The following is a 15,584-nucleotide window of genomic DNA, read 5'->3' on the forward strand; positions in this document are numbered from 1 at the left end:
CCGCTAATATATTAGGTTGTTTGATTTACCAATGCCCATAGCGGTTCATATCATATACACCCGCTTCTAGTGGGTGAGTGCCTTGCATATATGTTTTGAAACTATGAAACACTTCCCAGAAGTGAGGGTTCATCCGACCAACGGCCCAGCGTTGAATAAACTGCTCGAATTTATGATCTGAGTTGATGTGGCGAAACTGTGTAACAAACTCATCAACTTCACTAAGATTCATCTGCAATATCAGGTTGGGATAACTGCCAACCGGAGCCGGTAAGATGGACAGGCTGTCGAGGTTTTCTTGATAGCGTAAGGATTCCCCTAATAGATAGGCTACGCTGCTGTGTCGGCGGTTACGTAATATGGTGTAAGCTAAAAAGTGATCGTCAGTTTTATCTCCGCTTTCACCATCGAGATTAATACGCACAAAACTAACCTCCGGCAACCACTTAATACCAGCTAATTGAGAGGCTGGCTTTGCTGCCAGTTGACTCAGCCTATGACTGATCTGTGCTGAGGGCTCGGTATGTATTAGTTTGCAGTGGTCGCAACGGTTGATTGGGTCGCCTTTGCCGGTCAGAGCAGGGTAGTTGTCGAGCAGGGTTTGCAAGAACTCCTGTTTTGGGTCATCGCTGTGGTAGACAATGTTGCTAGGCGTTTGGCTATCCAGTGCATGATAGGTAATCTTGGTTTTTAGTTTGGCGCTTGATTGATACCAGTTGGCATAGATTTTTTTACGCTTATTCGCTGGCATAAAGCGAAGAAAGTTGGTTTCTGAGCCATTGCGAATCAGATCAAAGTAGAGTCGTGTCTGTGCTTGGTGGGAGACGCTGCCAAAAACATCAAAATTGACCACCAACTCATAGTAAGTTCGTTCCAGTAATGGATAACCCATCACCCAAGCCGTTAATGGAATTTCCCCCTGCCAGCCCTCAGTGACCGAAGCACTGTTATGATGTCTAAAGACGGTTAAAAAAGCATTGTGATTGGTTTGTTCGCCACCCCAAATCTGCTCTAGTGATGCGCCAGCGGGAAACGCTTGTTGATAAGCTTTCTCACGTAGGCTCAAATAGTGATTACGATCATCGCTGTAGGTGAGCCACTCACTACCAAATTTAAGCAACGATGTTTTTTCACCGGGTAAGCCAAGATAGGGGTTAACGGTTGCCTGATAAGCTTCATCATTGGTGTAGCGTTCCAACGCTGGATTTTCAAACATGACCCAGAATTGATCTCGGATAACATTGGTCGCAATTTGCCCACGGCAGACAGGTCCGCGGATAAAGTTGCGTACAAAATACTTCGCATTATCTAAAAGAAAACGATAGCGCAGCTTTGCGGGAATCGCGGCGAAGGTGACAAAGGGGTTGGATCGGTCGGCAAAGCGATAACCCGGCAGACTAGTGACATCCCACTGTATGCTAGAAAAGAGCTGTTGATAGTGCTTAAGTCGTTCAGCATCAAACCGATAGGTAATATGGGTTTTATGCACAATGGTGCCTGCAATCGGTATTAAGCGATAAATAAAAGCTTTTTGAGCATCATCATTCGGCTGCACTGTGGGCACAATGACGGCTTCACCAGATGGCGTATAGGAGCGAATTAATTGATAGAATTGAACCTCGTTATGTTGCTGTCCTGCAAGTCGCGCGGGATCTTGTAGGTAAAGATGGCCTAAAAAAAGATGTTCATAAAGGTAGCGGGCGAGTAACTGGGATCGCTTATTTGGCTGATTTAGCCAGTTTTCCCAGCGTGCAATTATGGTTTTATCTGTTGCACTGATTTCGATCGGCGGCGAATCGATTTTCGCACCCTGCTTTAACCAGGTTGACAGGGTTTGATATTCCTGTTGATTCAATCCCGAAACCGCTAAAGGCATGCCGCCGTGGGGGAACTGCTCGGCATAATCACTAAATTCACCCGGTGCAGGGCAGGTGTTAACTCGGTCAAAGCCGAGTTCAATATCATCTGGTACTACCTTATCGGAGGGAAGCGGACTGTTGTATCCGAGATCTAGCATCTGCTGCATCAACGGAGCGGTTTGGTCTTCGTTGTCACTATAGTGGGATAGTACGGAATAAAACCCTTTTTGACGCCACTCCTGTGGGGTTTGTGCGTCAATATAAAGGCGTGTCGGAATAGCATCGCTTAGCCGCCCTCCATCATAGACGCGCAGTTTTGACGCGCCACGCTCTATCCCGTGATAGGACTCCATCTTCAACTGACAGGGGGCATCGTAGCAGGCGTGACAGGCCAGACACTTTGTATCCAGAATGGGGCGGACATCGCTATCAAAGTTGTAAGACTGTTCAGCGGTGGCAATACGAGGGTCGATCTCTTTGTTTTTTTTATCTGACGCCGAGAGAAAAAAGATCATCCCCGCAATTAGAAAAATACTTGCATAGGTTTTACCCTGTATTGGTTTTTTCATTCGCGGTACTACGCCAGTGTTTTAAAAAACCAGAGTAACAAATACCTCCGTTACTTAATACCTGAGCCGGTTGTTGTAAGCCCGTCGCTGAGCAGTAATCCATTCAACGTGTTAAAAACCTTCTAGGATGAGTATGATTAACCCATGTCATCGCTGAAGATTATATCGATAAGTGCAGGAAGCATATGAGTCATAACCACAGTCATCATGTCACTAATTACAACAAAGCTTTTGCTATAGGTATCACGCTAAATATCATATTCGTTGTGATTGAGGCGGCCTACGGTATTTTGTCTGATTCACTCGCATTAATTGCAGATGCTGGGCATAACCTCAGTGATGTATTTAGTTTGATGTTGGCGTGGGGCGCCAGTTATTTAGCGGGCCTAGCGGCCACCGAAAAACGCACCTATGGTTTGCGCAAGGCACCGGTGTTAGCGTCACTGGCTAGTGCTGTTTTACTATTGCTTGCGCTGGGAGGTATTGCTTGGGAAGCGCTCAATCGTTTTGCTGATCCAGCGCCAGTAGAGGGGATGACCATGATCGTGGTAGCGGCTATTGGAGTCGTTATTAATGCATTGACCGCCTGGTTATTTTTTAGTGGTCAGAAGGATGATCTGAATATTAAAGGCGCTTTTCTTCATATGGCGGCCGATGCCGTCGTTTCTCTGGGTGTTGTGATTGCCGGTGTATTTGTTCTATTTAAGGGGTGGTTGTGGATCGATCCCGTGATCAGCTTGATTATCGTTGCGGTTGTTTTACTGGGGACGCTTAGCTTACTTAAGGATTCGTTGAACTATGCCTTAGATGCGGTACCAGAGAGCATCGATATCGTGGCATTAAAGCAATATATTACTGAATTGGAGTCTGTCGAGCGGATTCATGATCTGCATGTCTGGCCTCTAAGTACTACCGAGGTTGCGCTAACCGTTCATCTGGTGGTGAATGACACAAAGCTGAATAATCATTTATTACGTCATTTACAGCAGCACTTTCATGATCATTTTGATATCGCCCATGCCACCATTCAGATTGAATCGGCTACGGATGAGCAAAGTTGCATGCTCGATAGTTTGCGACAGGTCGAGCATGAGCATCATCATTAATTTTAAATCGTTAGGCATGCAGTGCTGATTGAGGTTCATACGGTCGTGAATACCGTATTGAGCTGATCATCCGTGATTTGGCTGGCGGGTGTCAGAGTCCTGCGCTGCCAAGGGATAAAGCCTAAGAACCAGCAACGCCAGAAGCGAACCGACGCCTGAGGATTCTCTTGCAGTAATTGTTCAAGGGTTTGTGCTTTGCCTAGTTCAATATTCAATGCATCTTTAAAGACCAGATGGACAAACTTGGAGCAGAATTGTCGCTCGGAATCGAAATCAAAACCTAAGTGATAGAGCTGGTTGCTCAGCTTATTGGCTAGCTTGGTCGATGAGGCTTTTAGTTGCTCGATCTCAGTTTGAGTTAAGGGTTGTTTGAGGCGGCGTACCATGACTTCATTATTGCAGGTACGGCTAAGAAATTTGTCTAAGGGCGTTTTACAGACCACCGGTACTTTGCTTTCAATAACAAACCACTGATCCTCTTCTTTAATGGCAAAGCCCACATGGGAACTCCAGCTACCGGTGCCCTTAGCGACCTGTTTATAGAGAAAGGCATCGATCGAGATGAATAGAATATCGCCTTCTTCAAGGGTTGCGGTCACCCGTTGTACCAGCGTGTTGTTTGCGTGTGTCATATTCAACTCCATTGTTGTTGCGTGTTAGGTGTCTGTTTCAATGGCGTTGATTCTGGAGAATGGGGTGGTTTTAAGATAGATAGATGCAAAAAGTAGCGTATATCGATACCTTTCGGCTTGAATTACAGGGTTTTAGCGAGCGCTAGGTATTAGGCTTTATTTGAACATAATGAATAAGGATAAACGCAAAGACCAGTTTTGTTAGGCTGGTCTTTGTTGGGATCAATGCATACCTAGCAGTGATAGGTGGGCATCTTGAGGATTAGTTGAGGTTTTTACTCAGCACTTGTATGTGCTCTGGGCCAATACCACAGCAACCCCCGATCAACTCCGCTCCGAGTGAGTGCCACTTTTGAGCCCATTCTAGATAGGTGGTTGGGGTTAAATCCCGCCGCACTTCATTTAGCATATCATTCGCTTTTGCTTCTTTGGGTTGTGGAGGAAAAGCATTCGCGTAGGCGCCAATTTTGATTGTTTTGGCTTGCGCTGATGAGCTTTGCGCTAGTATTTTTTGCGTCAGTTCGATGGCCGCGGTAATCACTTCGGGTTGACTGCAATTAAAGAGAATAGCATCAACACCTGTATCAATCATTGCATGCACGGCAGCCACAACGGTTTCGCCGGAGCGCAATTGAGGTTGCTCAGTTAGTTTTGCATCTTCGAGCGTAAAAGAGACCCAGTAGGGTTTGTGCTCGGTATCGATGCGATCCACCAGTGATTTAACCGTTAACGCCTCTTCAATGAGACTCTGTGTTTCATTCAGCCAGAGGTCGATATGTGGGTTAAGAGCCGTGATGAGCGGTAGGGCGATGTCGTCGGCCAGCTCGGCTTGATACAGGTCTGCACGATAAGAGCCAAACAAGGGCGGTATTGACCCGGCGATGACTATATCGTTCTTGCTCGATTGATTTACAGCCTCGCGGGCAACGAGGGCTGATTGCTCTGCGAGCGTTGCACCGAGTGCCTTAAATCGCTCTTCACCGATATGAAAAGGGACTAATGCGTAGCTATTGGTAATAATGACCTGAGCGCCGGCATCGATATAAGCTTTGTGTACTGCTTGAACCATTTCAGGTGCTTCCATCATGGCTAATGCCGACCACTCAGGTTGCTTGAATGGTGCACCGCGACGCTCAAGTTCTCTACCTACGCCACCATTCAGTATTGTGACCTTACTCATCGTGCTTTGTCCCGTGAATTAAAAATGGAATGAATTCTAACTTTGCCGAAAAGGGATTCAAGAATTTATCCTGAATTAGTTACATCACGACTAACGAGTAGGGCCCTTTAATGTAGAGCCCTGTTTCAAGACGGTTGCTGCTTTATGTCGCGTATTCTCGGCAATGTTTAAAGTATATGGAGGCCCTGACTCTCCAGCATTTTGATAAGCCTAATGAGTGGTAACCCTATTAGTGTATTGGGGTCATCTCCTTCGAGTTTTTCAAACAGCGCAATGCCTAGCCCCTCAGATTTAAAGCTACCCGCACAATTGTAGGGCTGTTCAGCTTTAAGATAGTTATCTATCATTGACGGGGTCAGGTTGCGAAAGTGCACATGAAAGGGGATAACGTCGGTTTGGCACTCTCCGGTACGACTATTAAGTAGGCTTAAGCCGGTGAGAAAGGTAATCTTTTGCCCTGATGCATCCGACAGTTGCTGAAAGGCGGTCGTGTAATCACCGGATTTACCGATAGTTTCACCGTTAATAATAGCGGTTTGGTCTGAGCCGATGATTAGTGCATCAGGAAAATCTGGCTGTAGCGCGCGGGCTTTACCTTCGGCTAAGCGTCTCACGTAGGCGTCGGGCGTTTCAGTTGTTAGCCGAGTTTCATCAATATCGGGAGAGATGGCGGTATAACGGAGGTTAAGCTTATCCAGCAGGGCTTTTCTGTAAGGTGAGCTGGACGCTAGAATTAGCTGAGTCATGCCTCAATTTCTCCAAAATGGTCGGGGTTAAGTTAAGCTGCAGATATTAGCGTGTTTTTTTAGCTTTTAAAGCCTTATTTCCTTTGACAGACGGTCTTTTGACCCCTAGAATTGCGCGCTTATGTCGAACGCCCCATTACCAAAGAAAATTGACCCGCGTAAGCTTGCTGACCGGGGAGTACGGATACAAGGTGACGTTGAGTTTACTCTACTGCCGAATCTGGCCACAATGCTGGCTGATAAGCAGGGTAAAGCATCAGTTGATCTGCAATTTGATACTGATGAATTGCGCATCCGTACAATTAAGGGCACCGCTGACGCTAAGGTCTTTATGACCTGTCAGCGCTGTCTTGAGCCAGTTGAGATCGAAGTCGAAGCTAAGTTCAATTTGGCTGTCGCTCCAACCGAGGAGCATGCAAAAAATCTACCCAGGTACTATGATCCTTTGATTGTAGCGGGAGATGATCTGGAATTGTTTCCGATGGTCGAGGAAGAGTTGATTTTATCGCTTCCTATCGTACCATACCATGACGATTGCAGTGTGCAGACATCCTTCGGTGACGAGGCGACGACTGACAATGAAACTGATAAACCGAACCCTTTCAGTGTATTAGCCTCACTGAAGGCTGATAAGTGAAATAGGAGCTATATACCCATGGCAGTACAAAAGAGCAAAGTAACTCGTTCACGTCGCGGTCAGCGTCGTTCACACGATGCACTGGGCAACCCAACTCTTTCAGTAGAAGTAACCACTGGTGAAACTCACCGTCGTCACCACGTAAGTGCTGACGGTTTTTACCGTGGTAAGCAGGTTGTTGCACAGCAAGACGACGAGTAAGATTGTCTGACAGCATTTGCATCGCGGTTGACGCGATGGGCGGGGACTTCGGTCCCCGCGTTGTTATTCCCGCCTCAGTTGATGCCTTAAAGCGTCATCCATATCTGACCCTGCAAGTCATTGGTCAGCAAGATATTCTCACCCCTCTGTTAAACCAAGCGCTAGCTAAATTTTCTGATAAGACGTTGTCTTCGCGCATCTCTGTTATTAATGCTGAAAAAGTCATCGCTTGTGATGAGCGGCCTTCCTATGCGCTGCGTAAACGTCGCGATACTTCAATGTATCGAGCGATTGCGCAAGTTGCGGAAGGGCAGGCGCAGGCCTGTGTCAGTGCCGGTAATACGGGTGCATTAATGGCGCTGGGGCGGTTTACTTTAAAGATGTTGCCGGGTATTGATCGGCCCGCCATTATTACCGCGATCCCCTCTGTTGATGGTGTTAGCTATATGCTTGATCTGGGTGCTAATGTGGACTGTAGTGCTGAGCATCTGTTGCAATTCGCCATTATGGGCTCGGTCATGACCAGCGCCGTCGAGGGGATTGCAGCGCCGCGTGTGGGGTTGTTGAATGTCGGTGCTGAAGAGATTAAGGGGAATGAGCAGGTCAAGCTGGCATCCCGTCTTATTCGTGAGCATGGCGGTTTGAATTATCACGGCTTTATTGAAGGTGGTGATATTTTTACCGGCAAAGTCGATGTCGTGGTCTGTGATGGTTTTGTCGGCAATATCGCCCTTAAAAGCAGTGAAGGCGTTGCCCGTTTGATTGGTCAGCAGCTCAAGCTCAGTTTTAGTCGTTCATGGCGACGCAAATTGATGGCCTGGCTGGCTAAACCTGTTTTGGAAGAGATTCGGGCGCATATTGATCCGGCCCGTCGCAATGGGGCTAGTCTGTTAGGTTTGCAGGGGATTGTGGTCAAGAGTCATGGCTCGGCTAATCGTGAGTGCTTTGGTTATGCTATCGATCAAGCGGTGGCTGAAGTCATTATGGATGTGCCTGGTAGCATAAATCGCCAGCTTGAGTCGCATATTGCTGATGCGTAGTGGGCCTATCTATAACGGAAATGCTTGATCTGTAAGACAATCATTTTAATTCATTGTGAATCCTGTAAACTACGTTCTTTAAATTGTTATGCGTTTATCTGTATATTGAGGTAATAATGCCACAACCCCTCGCTTTTGTTTTTCCCGGTCAGGGCTCGCAACATCTGGCCATGCTAGCTGAGCTAGCTGCTGAACATTCTATTATCCAGGAAACCTTCGCTGAAGCCTCTGATGTGCTGGGATATGATCTCTGGGCATTGACTCAAGAGGGTCCTGAAGCGGATCTAAACCAAACTGATCGTACCCAGCCTGCTTTGCTAACTGCGGGTGTCGCTTTATGGCGTCTGTGGCAGCAGCAGGGTGGTGCCATGCCTGCAGTGATGGCAGGACACAGCTTGGGCGAGTATACTGCGCTGGTTTGTGCCGGTGCGATCGACTTTAAAGACGCGGTGAATCTCGTTAAGCTGCGGGGTGAGTTTATGCAGCAAGCGGTGCCTGCTGGTACTGGCGCAATGGCCGCGATCCTTGGTTTAGCGGATGAAGCTATCCAAGCCGCGTGTGATGCGGCAGCGGATGATGAGGTTGTCTCACCGGTTAACTTTAATTGCCCTGGGCAGGTTGTGATTGCAGGGAATAAAGCGGCTGTTGAACGGGCGATGGAAGGCTGTAAAGCCGCCGGTGCGAAGCGGGCTATTCCGTTGCCAGTTAGTGTGCCTTCTCACTGCGTGTTGATGAAGCCCGCGGCAGAACAGATGAAGGCAGAGCTAAAGAGTATTGATATTAAGCTGCCGTCGATTCAGGTTGTGCAAAATTTTACGGCCAAAGCGCCTAATAGCGTTAATGAGTTGGTCGAAAATTTATTGGCGCAGTTGTATAGTCCAGTTTTATGGACTGATTCTGTACAAAATATGATTGAGCAGGGTGTTGAGCGTACCGTTGAGTGTGGGCCTGGAAAGGTGCTGTCAGGGCTGAATAAAAAAGTTCAGCGCAGTCTGGTAGTTGGCGCAATTAATGACCCTGCAGGTCTTGAGAAGGCGCTGAGCGCTTAGTCTCTGAATTAAAGGAAACAGATTATGAGTATCGAAGGCAAAGTTGCGCTGATTACCGGTGCTACTCGAGGGATCGGTAAAGCGATTGCGCTAGAGCTGGGGCGTCAAGGTGTCGTTGTTGTTGGCACCGCGACCAGTGATAAGGGTGCCGCTTCAATCACCGACTACCTCCAGGAAGCGGGCGTAAAAGGTGCAGGTTTATGTCTTGATGTAGGCTCAAGTGAGTCGGTTGATGGGGTGTTGAAAGCAGTGCAGGAACAGTTTGGCCCTGTGGCTATCATCGTCAATAATGCGGGTATCACCCGGGATAACATCATGCTACGGATGAAAGAGGAAGAGTGGGATTCTGTGATGAATACCAATTTGACGTCCGTATATCGAATGGTGAAAGGCTGTTTGCGCGGCATGACCAAAGCGCGTTGGGGCCGTATTATTAATGTTTCATCAGTGGTTGCCTCTATGGGCAATGCTGGGCAGGCTAACTACGCTGCTGCTAAGTCGGGTATGGAAGGTTTCAGTCGGGCGCTGGCCCGTGAAGTTGGCTCCCGCAATATCACTGTCAACTGTGTAGCGCCTGGTTTTATCGATACTGATATGACCAGTGGGTTGCCGGAAGAACACAAAGTAGCATTGCAGAAACAGATTCCAATGGGGCGCTTAGGGCAGCCTGAAGAAGTCGCCGCTGTTGTTGGTTTTTTAGCCAGTGATGCCGGCGGATATGTGACCGGAGACACGATTCATGTCAATGGCGGCATGTATATGTCATAAAGTTTTCCCTGAGGAATTGTTTTTTCTGTAAAAGTGTTGATAATGAGCCGCAGCTCACTGGAGAAATATCGCCGTCAGGCTTGATCCATAGCGGCGGATTCTAATAAAATCCCTGTTCACATCTTCGGATGTGGATGTCGATAAACAATAGGAAGAGTTATGAGCAACATCGAAGATCGCGTAAAGAAAATCATTGCTGAACAGCTGGGTGTTAAAGAAGAAGAAGTTACTATCGATGCTTCTTTTGTTGAAGACCTCGGTGCAGACTCTCTGGATACTGTAGAGCTTGTTATGGCTCTGGAAGAGGAATTCGAAACTGAAATTCCTGATGAAGAAGCAGAGAAAATCACCACTGTTAGACTGGCAATCGATTACATCAACGCACACCAGTAATCGACTCACACCAGACTACCGAGAAGCCGCAACTATAGTGATATAGTGCGGCTTTTCTTTTGTTATACCGGTAACCCAGGAGGATTTTAATGTCTCGGAGAAGAGTCGTTGTTACAGGCATGGGTATGCTGACCCCGGTCGGTAACACTGTCCAGGAGACATGGACCAGCATTCTTAACGGTAAGAGTGGCGTGGCTAACATTACCCACTTTGATACGACGTCGTTCGGTACCCGTTTTTCTGCCCCGATTAAAGGGCTGGATCTCGACGGTTACATGACCTCGAAAGATGCACGGAAAATGGATCTGTTCATTCAGTACGGTATGGTTGCAGCAATTCAGGCTGTTGAAGATGCCGAGCTGAATGTGACTGAAGAGAATGCCCCCCGTATCGGTGTAGCCATTGGTTCGGGTATTGGTGGTTTGCCGATGATCGAGGCGACCCACGATACGCTTAACAAAAGTGGCCCTCGACGGATTTCACCGTTCTTTGTGCCCGGTAGTATCATCAATATGATCTCCGGTAATTTGGCGATTAAATATGGCTTTAAAGGGCCAAATATTGCTATTACCACGGCGTGTACAACCGGTACCCATAATATTGGTTTTGCGGCGCGGATGATTCAGAACAGCGATGCGGATGTCATGATTGCTGGCGGTGCCGAGATGGCAACCACACCATTAGGTGTCGGTGGTTTCTCTGCAGCGCGGGCGCTCTCAACCCGCAACGATGATCCGCAGGCGGCTAGCCGTCCATGGGATCGTGATCGTGATGGTTTTGTACTGGGTGATGGTGCGGGCGTTGTGGTACTAGAAGAGTACGAATCAGCTAAAGCACGTGGCGCGAATATCTACGCTGAACTCGTTGGCTTCGGTATGAGTGATGATGCCTATCATATGACCTCACCACCGGCCGATGGCAAAGGTGCTGCGATGTCGATGTCGAACGCTGTCAGAGACGCGGGCCTTAATCCTGAGCAAATTAATTACATTAATGCTCATGGTACTTCGACACCGGCAGGTGATATCGCTGAGTCTAATGCCGCTAAACTGGTGTTAGGTAATGCCGCAGAGCAAGTGCGCATGAGTTCGACTAAGTCGATGATTGGTCATTTGCTGGGCGCTGCAGGTGCTGTTGAAGCCATTTTCTCGGTGCTGGCAATTCGCGATCAGGTTGCGCCACCGACGATCAACCTGGATAACCCATCCGAAGGTTGTGATCTGAACTACGTAGCTCATACGGCTCAAGAGGCTGTTATCGAGGCTGCGGTATCTAACTCTTTCGGTTTTGGTGGTACCAACGGTACCCTAGTATTCCGTAAGATCTGATGAGTCGGGTGCGCTATCGGCGTACCCGCTTTTCTGTTCCTATGCTGCCTACCACGCTGATTAATGGTTTGTTTGAACAGTCACTTCCGGTTGCCGACCGGGGGCTAGCCTACGGCCATGGTTTATTTGAAACCATTACCCTGCAGCAGGGGCGGCCGGTCGCTTGGCAGGCTCATCTTGAGCGTCTTAAGGCGGGTGCTAGTCGTCTTTTCATCCCTTTAGCGGATAATATCGAACAGACTTTATTGGCAGATCTAGCGATACTGCTGGCAAAGCAACCCTCCTTACCTGAACGTCAAGTGTTGAAAATCACCATTACCCGAGGCTGCGGTGGACGCGGTTATGCGGTGGATGCTGGCGTGCCAATCAATCGAATCGTTCAGTTAAATGCATTTCCTAGCTATCCTGACCATCCCTCGGCGAATGGCGTGGCTGTGCGTTTGTGTCAGACGAGATTAGCGATTGCGCCACAACTGGCCGGGATTAAACATCTGAATCGCTTAGAGCAGGTGCTGGCGCGGGCAGAGTGGTCTACCCCAGACATTAGAGAAGGCTTAGTACTGGATGCTGAAGGTTATCTGGTAGAAGGCACGATGAGTAATCTGTTCTGGTGTCGTGATGGGGTGCTGTATACCCCTCAACTTGATCGATGTGGTGTCAAAGGCATTATCCGCGAACAGATTATACGTCTCGCGGCACAACGGGAAATCCCATTGAAGGAAGGTTTGTTTGCCGTAGATACGCTGTATCAGGCGGATGAAGTCTTTGTGTGTAACAGTATTATTGCGATCTGGCCGGTGATTCAATGCACTCTGGCTGATCAGCGTCAGTCAAGGTGGTCCATTGGGCCGATTACCCAGTGTTTGCAGTCGAGTCTGTCTGCTGAAGGAATTTATTAGTGCGTAAAGTCGTTATCTCTTTTCTAATTACCTTGCTGGTTGTGGTCGCGCTAGCCTACGGCGGATGGCGCTCTTTGCAGTCTTATCTGGATAGCCCGCTAAACCTATCACAAGCAAAAATCGTGATGGTCGAACCCGGCAGTAGTTTTAGTCGATTTGCTGGCCAGCTTGCCGCTGAGGGTGTGCTGGATAAGCCCGACTGGTTCTCATTCTTTATCCGATTAAAGAAGGTGGGTCATCTACTGAAGGCGGGTGAATATGAGATTGTGCCCGGCACGACTCCGCGCACATTGGTGCTACAACTGATTGAGGGGAAAACCCTTTCCTATAAGTTTACGGTGATAGAAGGGCTTACTTTCAAACAGTTACGCACCTCTCTTGAATCAAATTCGAATATTAAAAATACCTTCGCCGATAAGACCGATGCACAAATAATGATCGAACTGGGATTGGAAGGAAAGCATCCGGAAGGGATGTTTTTGGCCGATACCTATCAGTTCCATCGTGGTATGAGCGATGCTGATTTGCTAAAGCGGGCCCATGCACTGCTGCAAGCGGAACTTGATAAAGCTTGGCAGAATAAAGCGAAAGACCTACCTTACACATCTGCTTATGAGGCTTTGATCATGGCCTCTATCGTTGAAAAAGAAACCGCTAAAGCGAGTGAGCGGCCGCTGATTGCTGGCGTATTTGTGCAGCGTTTGAAAAAAGGGATGAAGCTGCAAACGGACCCTACCGTGATCTATGGTATGGGGGATCGTTATCAGGGTAATATTCGTCGGTCAGACTTGCGCAAACCGACCGCATACAACACCTATACCATCAGTGGTTTACCGCCGACACCGATCGCGATGGTGGGTCGTGATGCTATTCAAGCCGCACTGCACCCGGATGAGGGTAAGTGGTTATATTTTGTCGCCAAGGGAGATGGTAGCCATCAGTTTTCTGCTACCTTGAAAGATCACAATAAGGCGGTCAGAGAGTATCAGCTGCGCCGTCGTAGCGACTATCGTTCGAGCCCAGGAAGCTAGCGTTAAAGCCTAATCATTGGATAATATGAGTTGAAAACATGAGTTCAGGCCGTTTTATCACACTCGAGGGCACCGAAGGGGTAGGTAAGTCTACCAACTTGCGGTTTATAGAATCTGTCTTGCAGCAGCATCAGATCGACTATCAGCTGACCCGGGAGCCCGGTGGCACGCCGCTGGCTGAAGAGGTGCGTGAGCTGCTGTTAGCCAATCGCGATGAAGTGGTGGCGGACGATGCCGAGTTGTTGTTGGTGTTCGCTGCTCGGGCGCAGCATCTGCAAGCGGTTATTCGGCCAGCCTTAGATGCCAATCGATGGGTACTGTGTGATCGTTTTACCGATGCCACCTTTGCCTATCAAGGCGGTGGGCGGGGTCTGAGTAAAGAGATGATCGGCTCGTTAGAGCTTATGGTGCAGCGTGGCTTGCAGCCGGATCTGACTATTTTATTGGATTTGCCGGTCGAGATTGGCTTGGCACGCGCCCGTGAACGGGGTGAGTTAGATCGCTTTGAAAATGAACGTATGGCTTTTTTTGAACAGGTGCGTAATGCTTATCTTGAACGTGCCGCCGCCGATCCACAACGCTTTGCGGTAATCGACGCCTCTGGCACGCTTGAGCAGGTGCAAGCGCAGATCGCTAGCGTATTGGAACACTACCTTCAGGAGCAAGCTCAGTGAGCGATGACCTTTGGCAAGACCGGGCGATGGTGCTACCTTGGCTAAAAGGGCGCTGGGAATACTTGCTGGAACTCAAAGCGCAAAACCGTTTCCCCCATGCATTGCTGATTAATGGTCCTGAGGGAATCGGTAAAGCTTGTTTCGCGATGGCATTAGCAAATTATGTTCTCTGTCGCGAGCCACATAACGGTGCTGCGTGCGGTCATTGTCGTAGCTGTGAACTGACCGGTAGTGGCGGTCATCCGGACCTCTATCAGCTCAAACCGGACGAACCGGGAAAACCAATCAAGATCGATCAAATTCGTGAGCTCACGGCGTTTATTTATTCCACCGCGCAGCAGGGTGGTTATCGAGTAGTGATCATTGACCCCGCCGATAGCATGAATATCAATGCCTCAAATGCGCTACTAAAAATGCTGGAAGAGCCTGGATCTAACACGCTGATCATGCTGTTGACTCACCGGTTGGGGCAGATGTTACCGACGATTAAAAGCCGCTGTCAGCGAGTTGATATGCCGCCGGCCGACGTGTCATTGGCGACACAGTGGGTATCGACTCAGTTAGAGGTCGCTCCTGAGGAGGCGGCTCAATTGCTTGTGATTGCTCATAATTCACCTCTACAGGCGTTGGCCTACAAACAGGATGATCTGCTCGGCTTGCGGGCTAAAGTCTTAAAAGGGCTGGCGGATATTCTTAAGGAACGTAGTAGTTCTGTTGAGGTGGCTCAGTCACTTTATCGGGAGGATCTTGAGCTGTTGTTGGGCTGGATCTATAGTTGGGTGGTCGATATTGCGCGCTCTGCTGAAAATCAGGCTGACCCAGATCTGTTACGTCATACTGATGCTCATAATATGCTTTTAGCATTGGCGCGAAAGGTGGGTCATCGTAAGCTTTACGCCTTTGCTGATCAGGTGCAGGCGGCGAGGAAAGATCTGATGTTTCGTCGCAATCCTAATAAGCAGTTGTTGATGGAGACGTTATTAAATGAATGGCATTCGCTGCCGAGACCTGACTAACTGAGTTGACAGGATATACAGCGACGCCAAGCAATAGTAGTATGTAGTCAAGTCTGAATTAGGATGAAATAAGTACGAGGGAGGCTATACGGCCCATGTCAGTTGTACCCCGCATGAGTCACGGGATTTTATCCCTGGCAATCGAGAACAAGGAAGATCTCTATAAATCATATATGCCGTTTATTAAGAACGGGGGATTATTTATTCCTACGACCCGAACTTATCAGCTTGGCGAAGAAGTCTTTATGCTGCTGAGCTTGATTGATGAACCCGACAAAATTCCGGTCACCGGTAAAGTGGTTTGGGTCACTCCTCGAGCGGCACAAGGCGGTCGTATTCCTGGTATAGGCATTCAATTGTCTCAGGAAGATGCGACGCTGATTTCTAAGATTGAAAACTATGTCGCCCCCCTGATGAATTCGGGTAGACGCACCAATACCATGTAATTCTGAGTTA

General features: G+C 48.4%; 17 protein-coding genes. 13 read left to right on the plus strand and 4 right to left on the minus strand.

Going from position 1 to position 15,584, the window contains the following annotated elements:
- Positions 1-25: 25 nt before the first annotated feature.
- On the minus strand, positions 26-2,428 hold the full coding sequence (locus KO512_RS14440; RefSeq protein WP_215953052.1) for a fatty acid cis/trans isomerase: 2,403 nt from the start codon (positions 2,426-2,428) through the stop codon (positions 26-28).
- Between the two features lie 185 nt (positions 2,429-2,613).
- On the opposite strand from KO512_RS14440, the gene KO512_RS14445 reads away from it, so the two are divergent.
- A complete protein-coding gene (locus KO512_RS14445) occupies positions 2,614-3,534 on the plus strand; it encodes a cation diffusion facilitator family transporter (RefSeq protein WP_215953053.1) in 921 nt (306 codons plus the stop codon).
- 35 nt (positions 3,535-3,569) lie between these two features.
- Here the strand turns inward: KO512_RS14445 and KO512_RS14450 are convergent, their stop codons facing one another.
- The 3 genes from KO512_RS14450 to KO512_RS14460 form a co-directional block, all read right to left on the minus strand.
- Entirely contained in the window at positions 3,570-4,166 is a 597-nt protein-coding gene (locus KO512_RS14450) for a YiiX/YebB-like N1pC/P60 family cysteine hydrolase (RefSeq protein WP_215953054.1), read from the minus strand.
- 262 nt (positions 4,167-4,428) lie between these two features.
- Positions 4,429-5,346 carry a homocysteine S-methyltransferase family protein gene (locus KO512_RS14455; protein WP_215953055.1) on the minus strand — a complete coding sequence of 306 codons (918 nt, stop codon included), beginning with the start codon at positions 5,344-5,346 and terminating at the stop codon, positions 4,429-4,431.
- A gap of 167 nt (positions 5,347-5,513) precedes the next feature.
- Positions 5,514-6,092 (minus strand): Maf family protein, encoded by a 579-nt coding sequence (locus tag KO512_RS14460; RefSeq protein ID WP_215953056.1) that lies wholly within the window; start codon positions 6,090-6,092, stop codon positions 5,514-5,516.
- A gap of 121 nt (positions 6,093-6,213) precedes the next feature.
- Here KO512_RS14460 and KO512_RS14465 point away from each other — a divergent pair, with 121 nt between their 5' ends.
- From KO512_RS14465 to KO512_RS14520, 12 genes are all read left to right on the plus strand, one after another.
- Positions 6,214-6,729: a YceD family protein gene (locus KO512_RS14465; RefSeq protein ID WP_215953057.1), complete on the plus strand. Its 516-nt coding sequence runs from the start codon at positions 6,214-6,216 to the stop codon at positions 6,727-6,729.
- 18 nt (positions 6,730-6,747) lie between these two features.
- Positions 6,748-6,930 (plus strand): 50S ribosomal protein L32, encoded by a 183-nt coding sequence (rpmF, locus tag KO512_RS14470; protein WP_215953058.1) that lies wholly within the window; start codon positions 6,748-6,750, stop codon positions 6,928-6,930.
- 2 nt (positions 6,931-6,932) lie between these two features.
- On the plus strand, positions 6,933-7,970 hold the full coding sequence (gene plsX, locus KO512_RS14475; RefSeq protein ID WP_252735030.1) for a phosphate acyltransferase PlsX: 1,038 nt from the start codon (positions 6,933-6,935) through the stop codon (positions 7,968-7,970).
- A gap of 116 nt (positions 7,971-8,086) precedes the next feature.
- A complete protein-coding gene (gene fabD, locus KO512_RS14480; RefSeq protein WP_215953059.1) occupies positions 8,087-9,019 on the plus strand; it encodes an ACP S-malonyltransferase in 933 nt (310 codons plus the stop codon).
- A gap of 24 nt (positions 9,020-9,043) precedes the next feature.
- Positions 9,044-9,787 (plus strand): 3-oxoacyl-ACP reductase FabG, encoded by a 744-nt coding sequence (fabG, locus tag KO512_RS14485; RefSeq protein WP_215953060.1) that lies wholly within the window; start codon positions 9,044-9,046, stop codon positions 9,785-9,787.
- A gap of 159 nt (positions 9,788-9,946) precedes the next feature.
- Positions 9,947-10,180, plus strand: a complete 234-nt coding sequence (gene acpP, locus KO512_RS14490; RefSeq protein WP_126160046.1) for an acyl carrier protein — start codon at positions 9,947-9,949, stop codon at positions 10,178-10,180.
- 89 nt (positions 10,181-10,269) lie between these two features.
- Positions 10,270-11,508 carry a beta-ketoacyl-ACP synthase II gene (gene fabF / locus KO512_RS14495; protein ID WP_215953061.1) on the plus strand — a complete coding sequence of 413 codons (1,239 nt, stop codon included), beginning with the start codon at positions 10,270-10,272 and terminating at the stop codon, positions 11,506-11,508.
- Positions 11,508-12,407: an aminodeoxychorismate lyase gene (gene pabC / locus KO512_RS14500; protein ID WP_215953062.1), complete on the plus strand. Its 900-nt coding sequence runs from the start codon at positions 11,508-11,510 to the stop codon at positions 12,405-12,407. The genes fabF and pabC overlap by 1 nt, the downstream gene beginning before the upstream one ends.
- The gene (gene mltG / locus KO512_RS14505) at positions 12,407-13,438 is read left to right on the plus strand and encodes an endolytic transglycosylase MltG (RefSeq protein ID WP_215953063.1); all 1,032 of its coding nucleotides are present in this window, start codon (positions 12,407-12,409) and stop codon (positions 13,436-13,438) included. The genes pabC and mltG overlap by 1 nt, the downstream gene beginning before the upstream one ends.
- A 38-nt stretch (positions 13,439-13,476) precedes the next feature.
- On the plus strand, positions 13,477-14,112 hold the full coding sequence (tmk, locus tag KO512_RS14510; RefSeq protein ID WP_215953064.1) for a dTMP kinase: 636 nt from the start codon (positions 13,477-13,479) through the stop codon (positions 14,110-14,112).
- The gene (locus KO512_RS14515; RefSeq protein ID WP_215953065.1) at positions 14,109-15,128 is read left to right on the plus strand and encodes a DNA polymerase III subunit delta'; all 1,020 of its coding nucleotides are present in this window, start codon (positions 14,109-14,111) and stop codon (positions 15,126-15,128) included. Before tmk ends, KO512_RS14515 begins: the two co-directional genes overlap by 4 nt.
- Before the next feature lie 95 nt (positions 15,129-15,223).
- Entirely contained in the window at positions 15,224-15,574 is a 351-nt protein-coding gene (locus KO512_RS14520; protein WP_215953066.1) for a PilZ domain-containing protein, read from the plus strand.
- Positions 15,575-15,584 lie beyond the last annotated feature (10 nt).

It is taken from the genome of Amphritea atlantica, from assembly GCF_018860855.1.
Classification (GTDB): domain Bacteria; phylum Pseudomonadota; class Gammaproteobacteria; order Pseudomonadales; family Balneatricaceae; genus Amphritea; species Amphritea atlantica_A.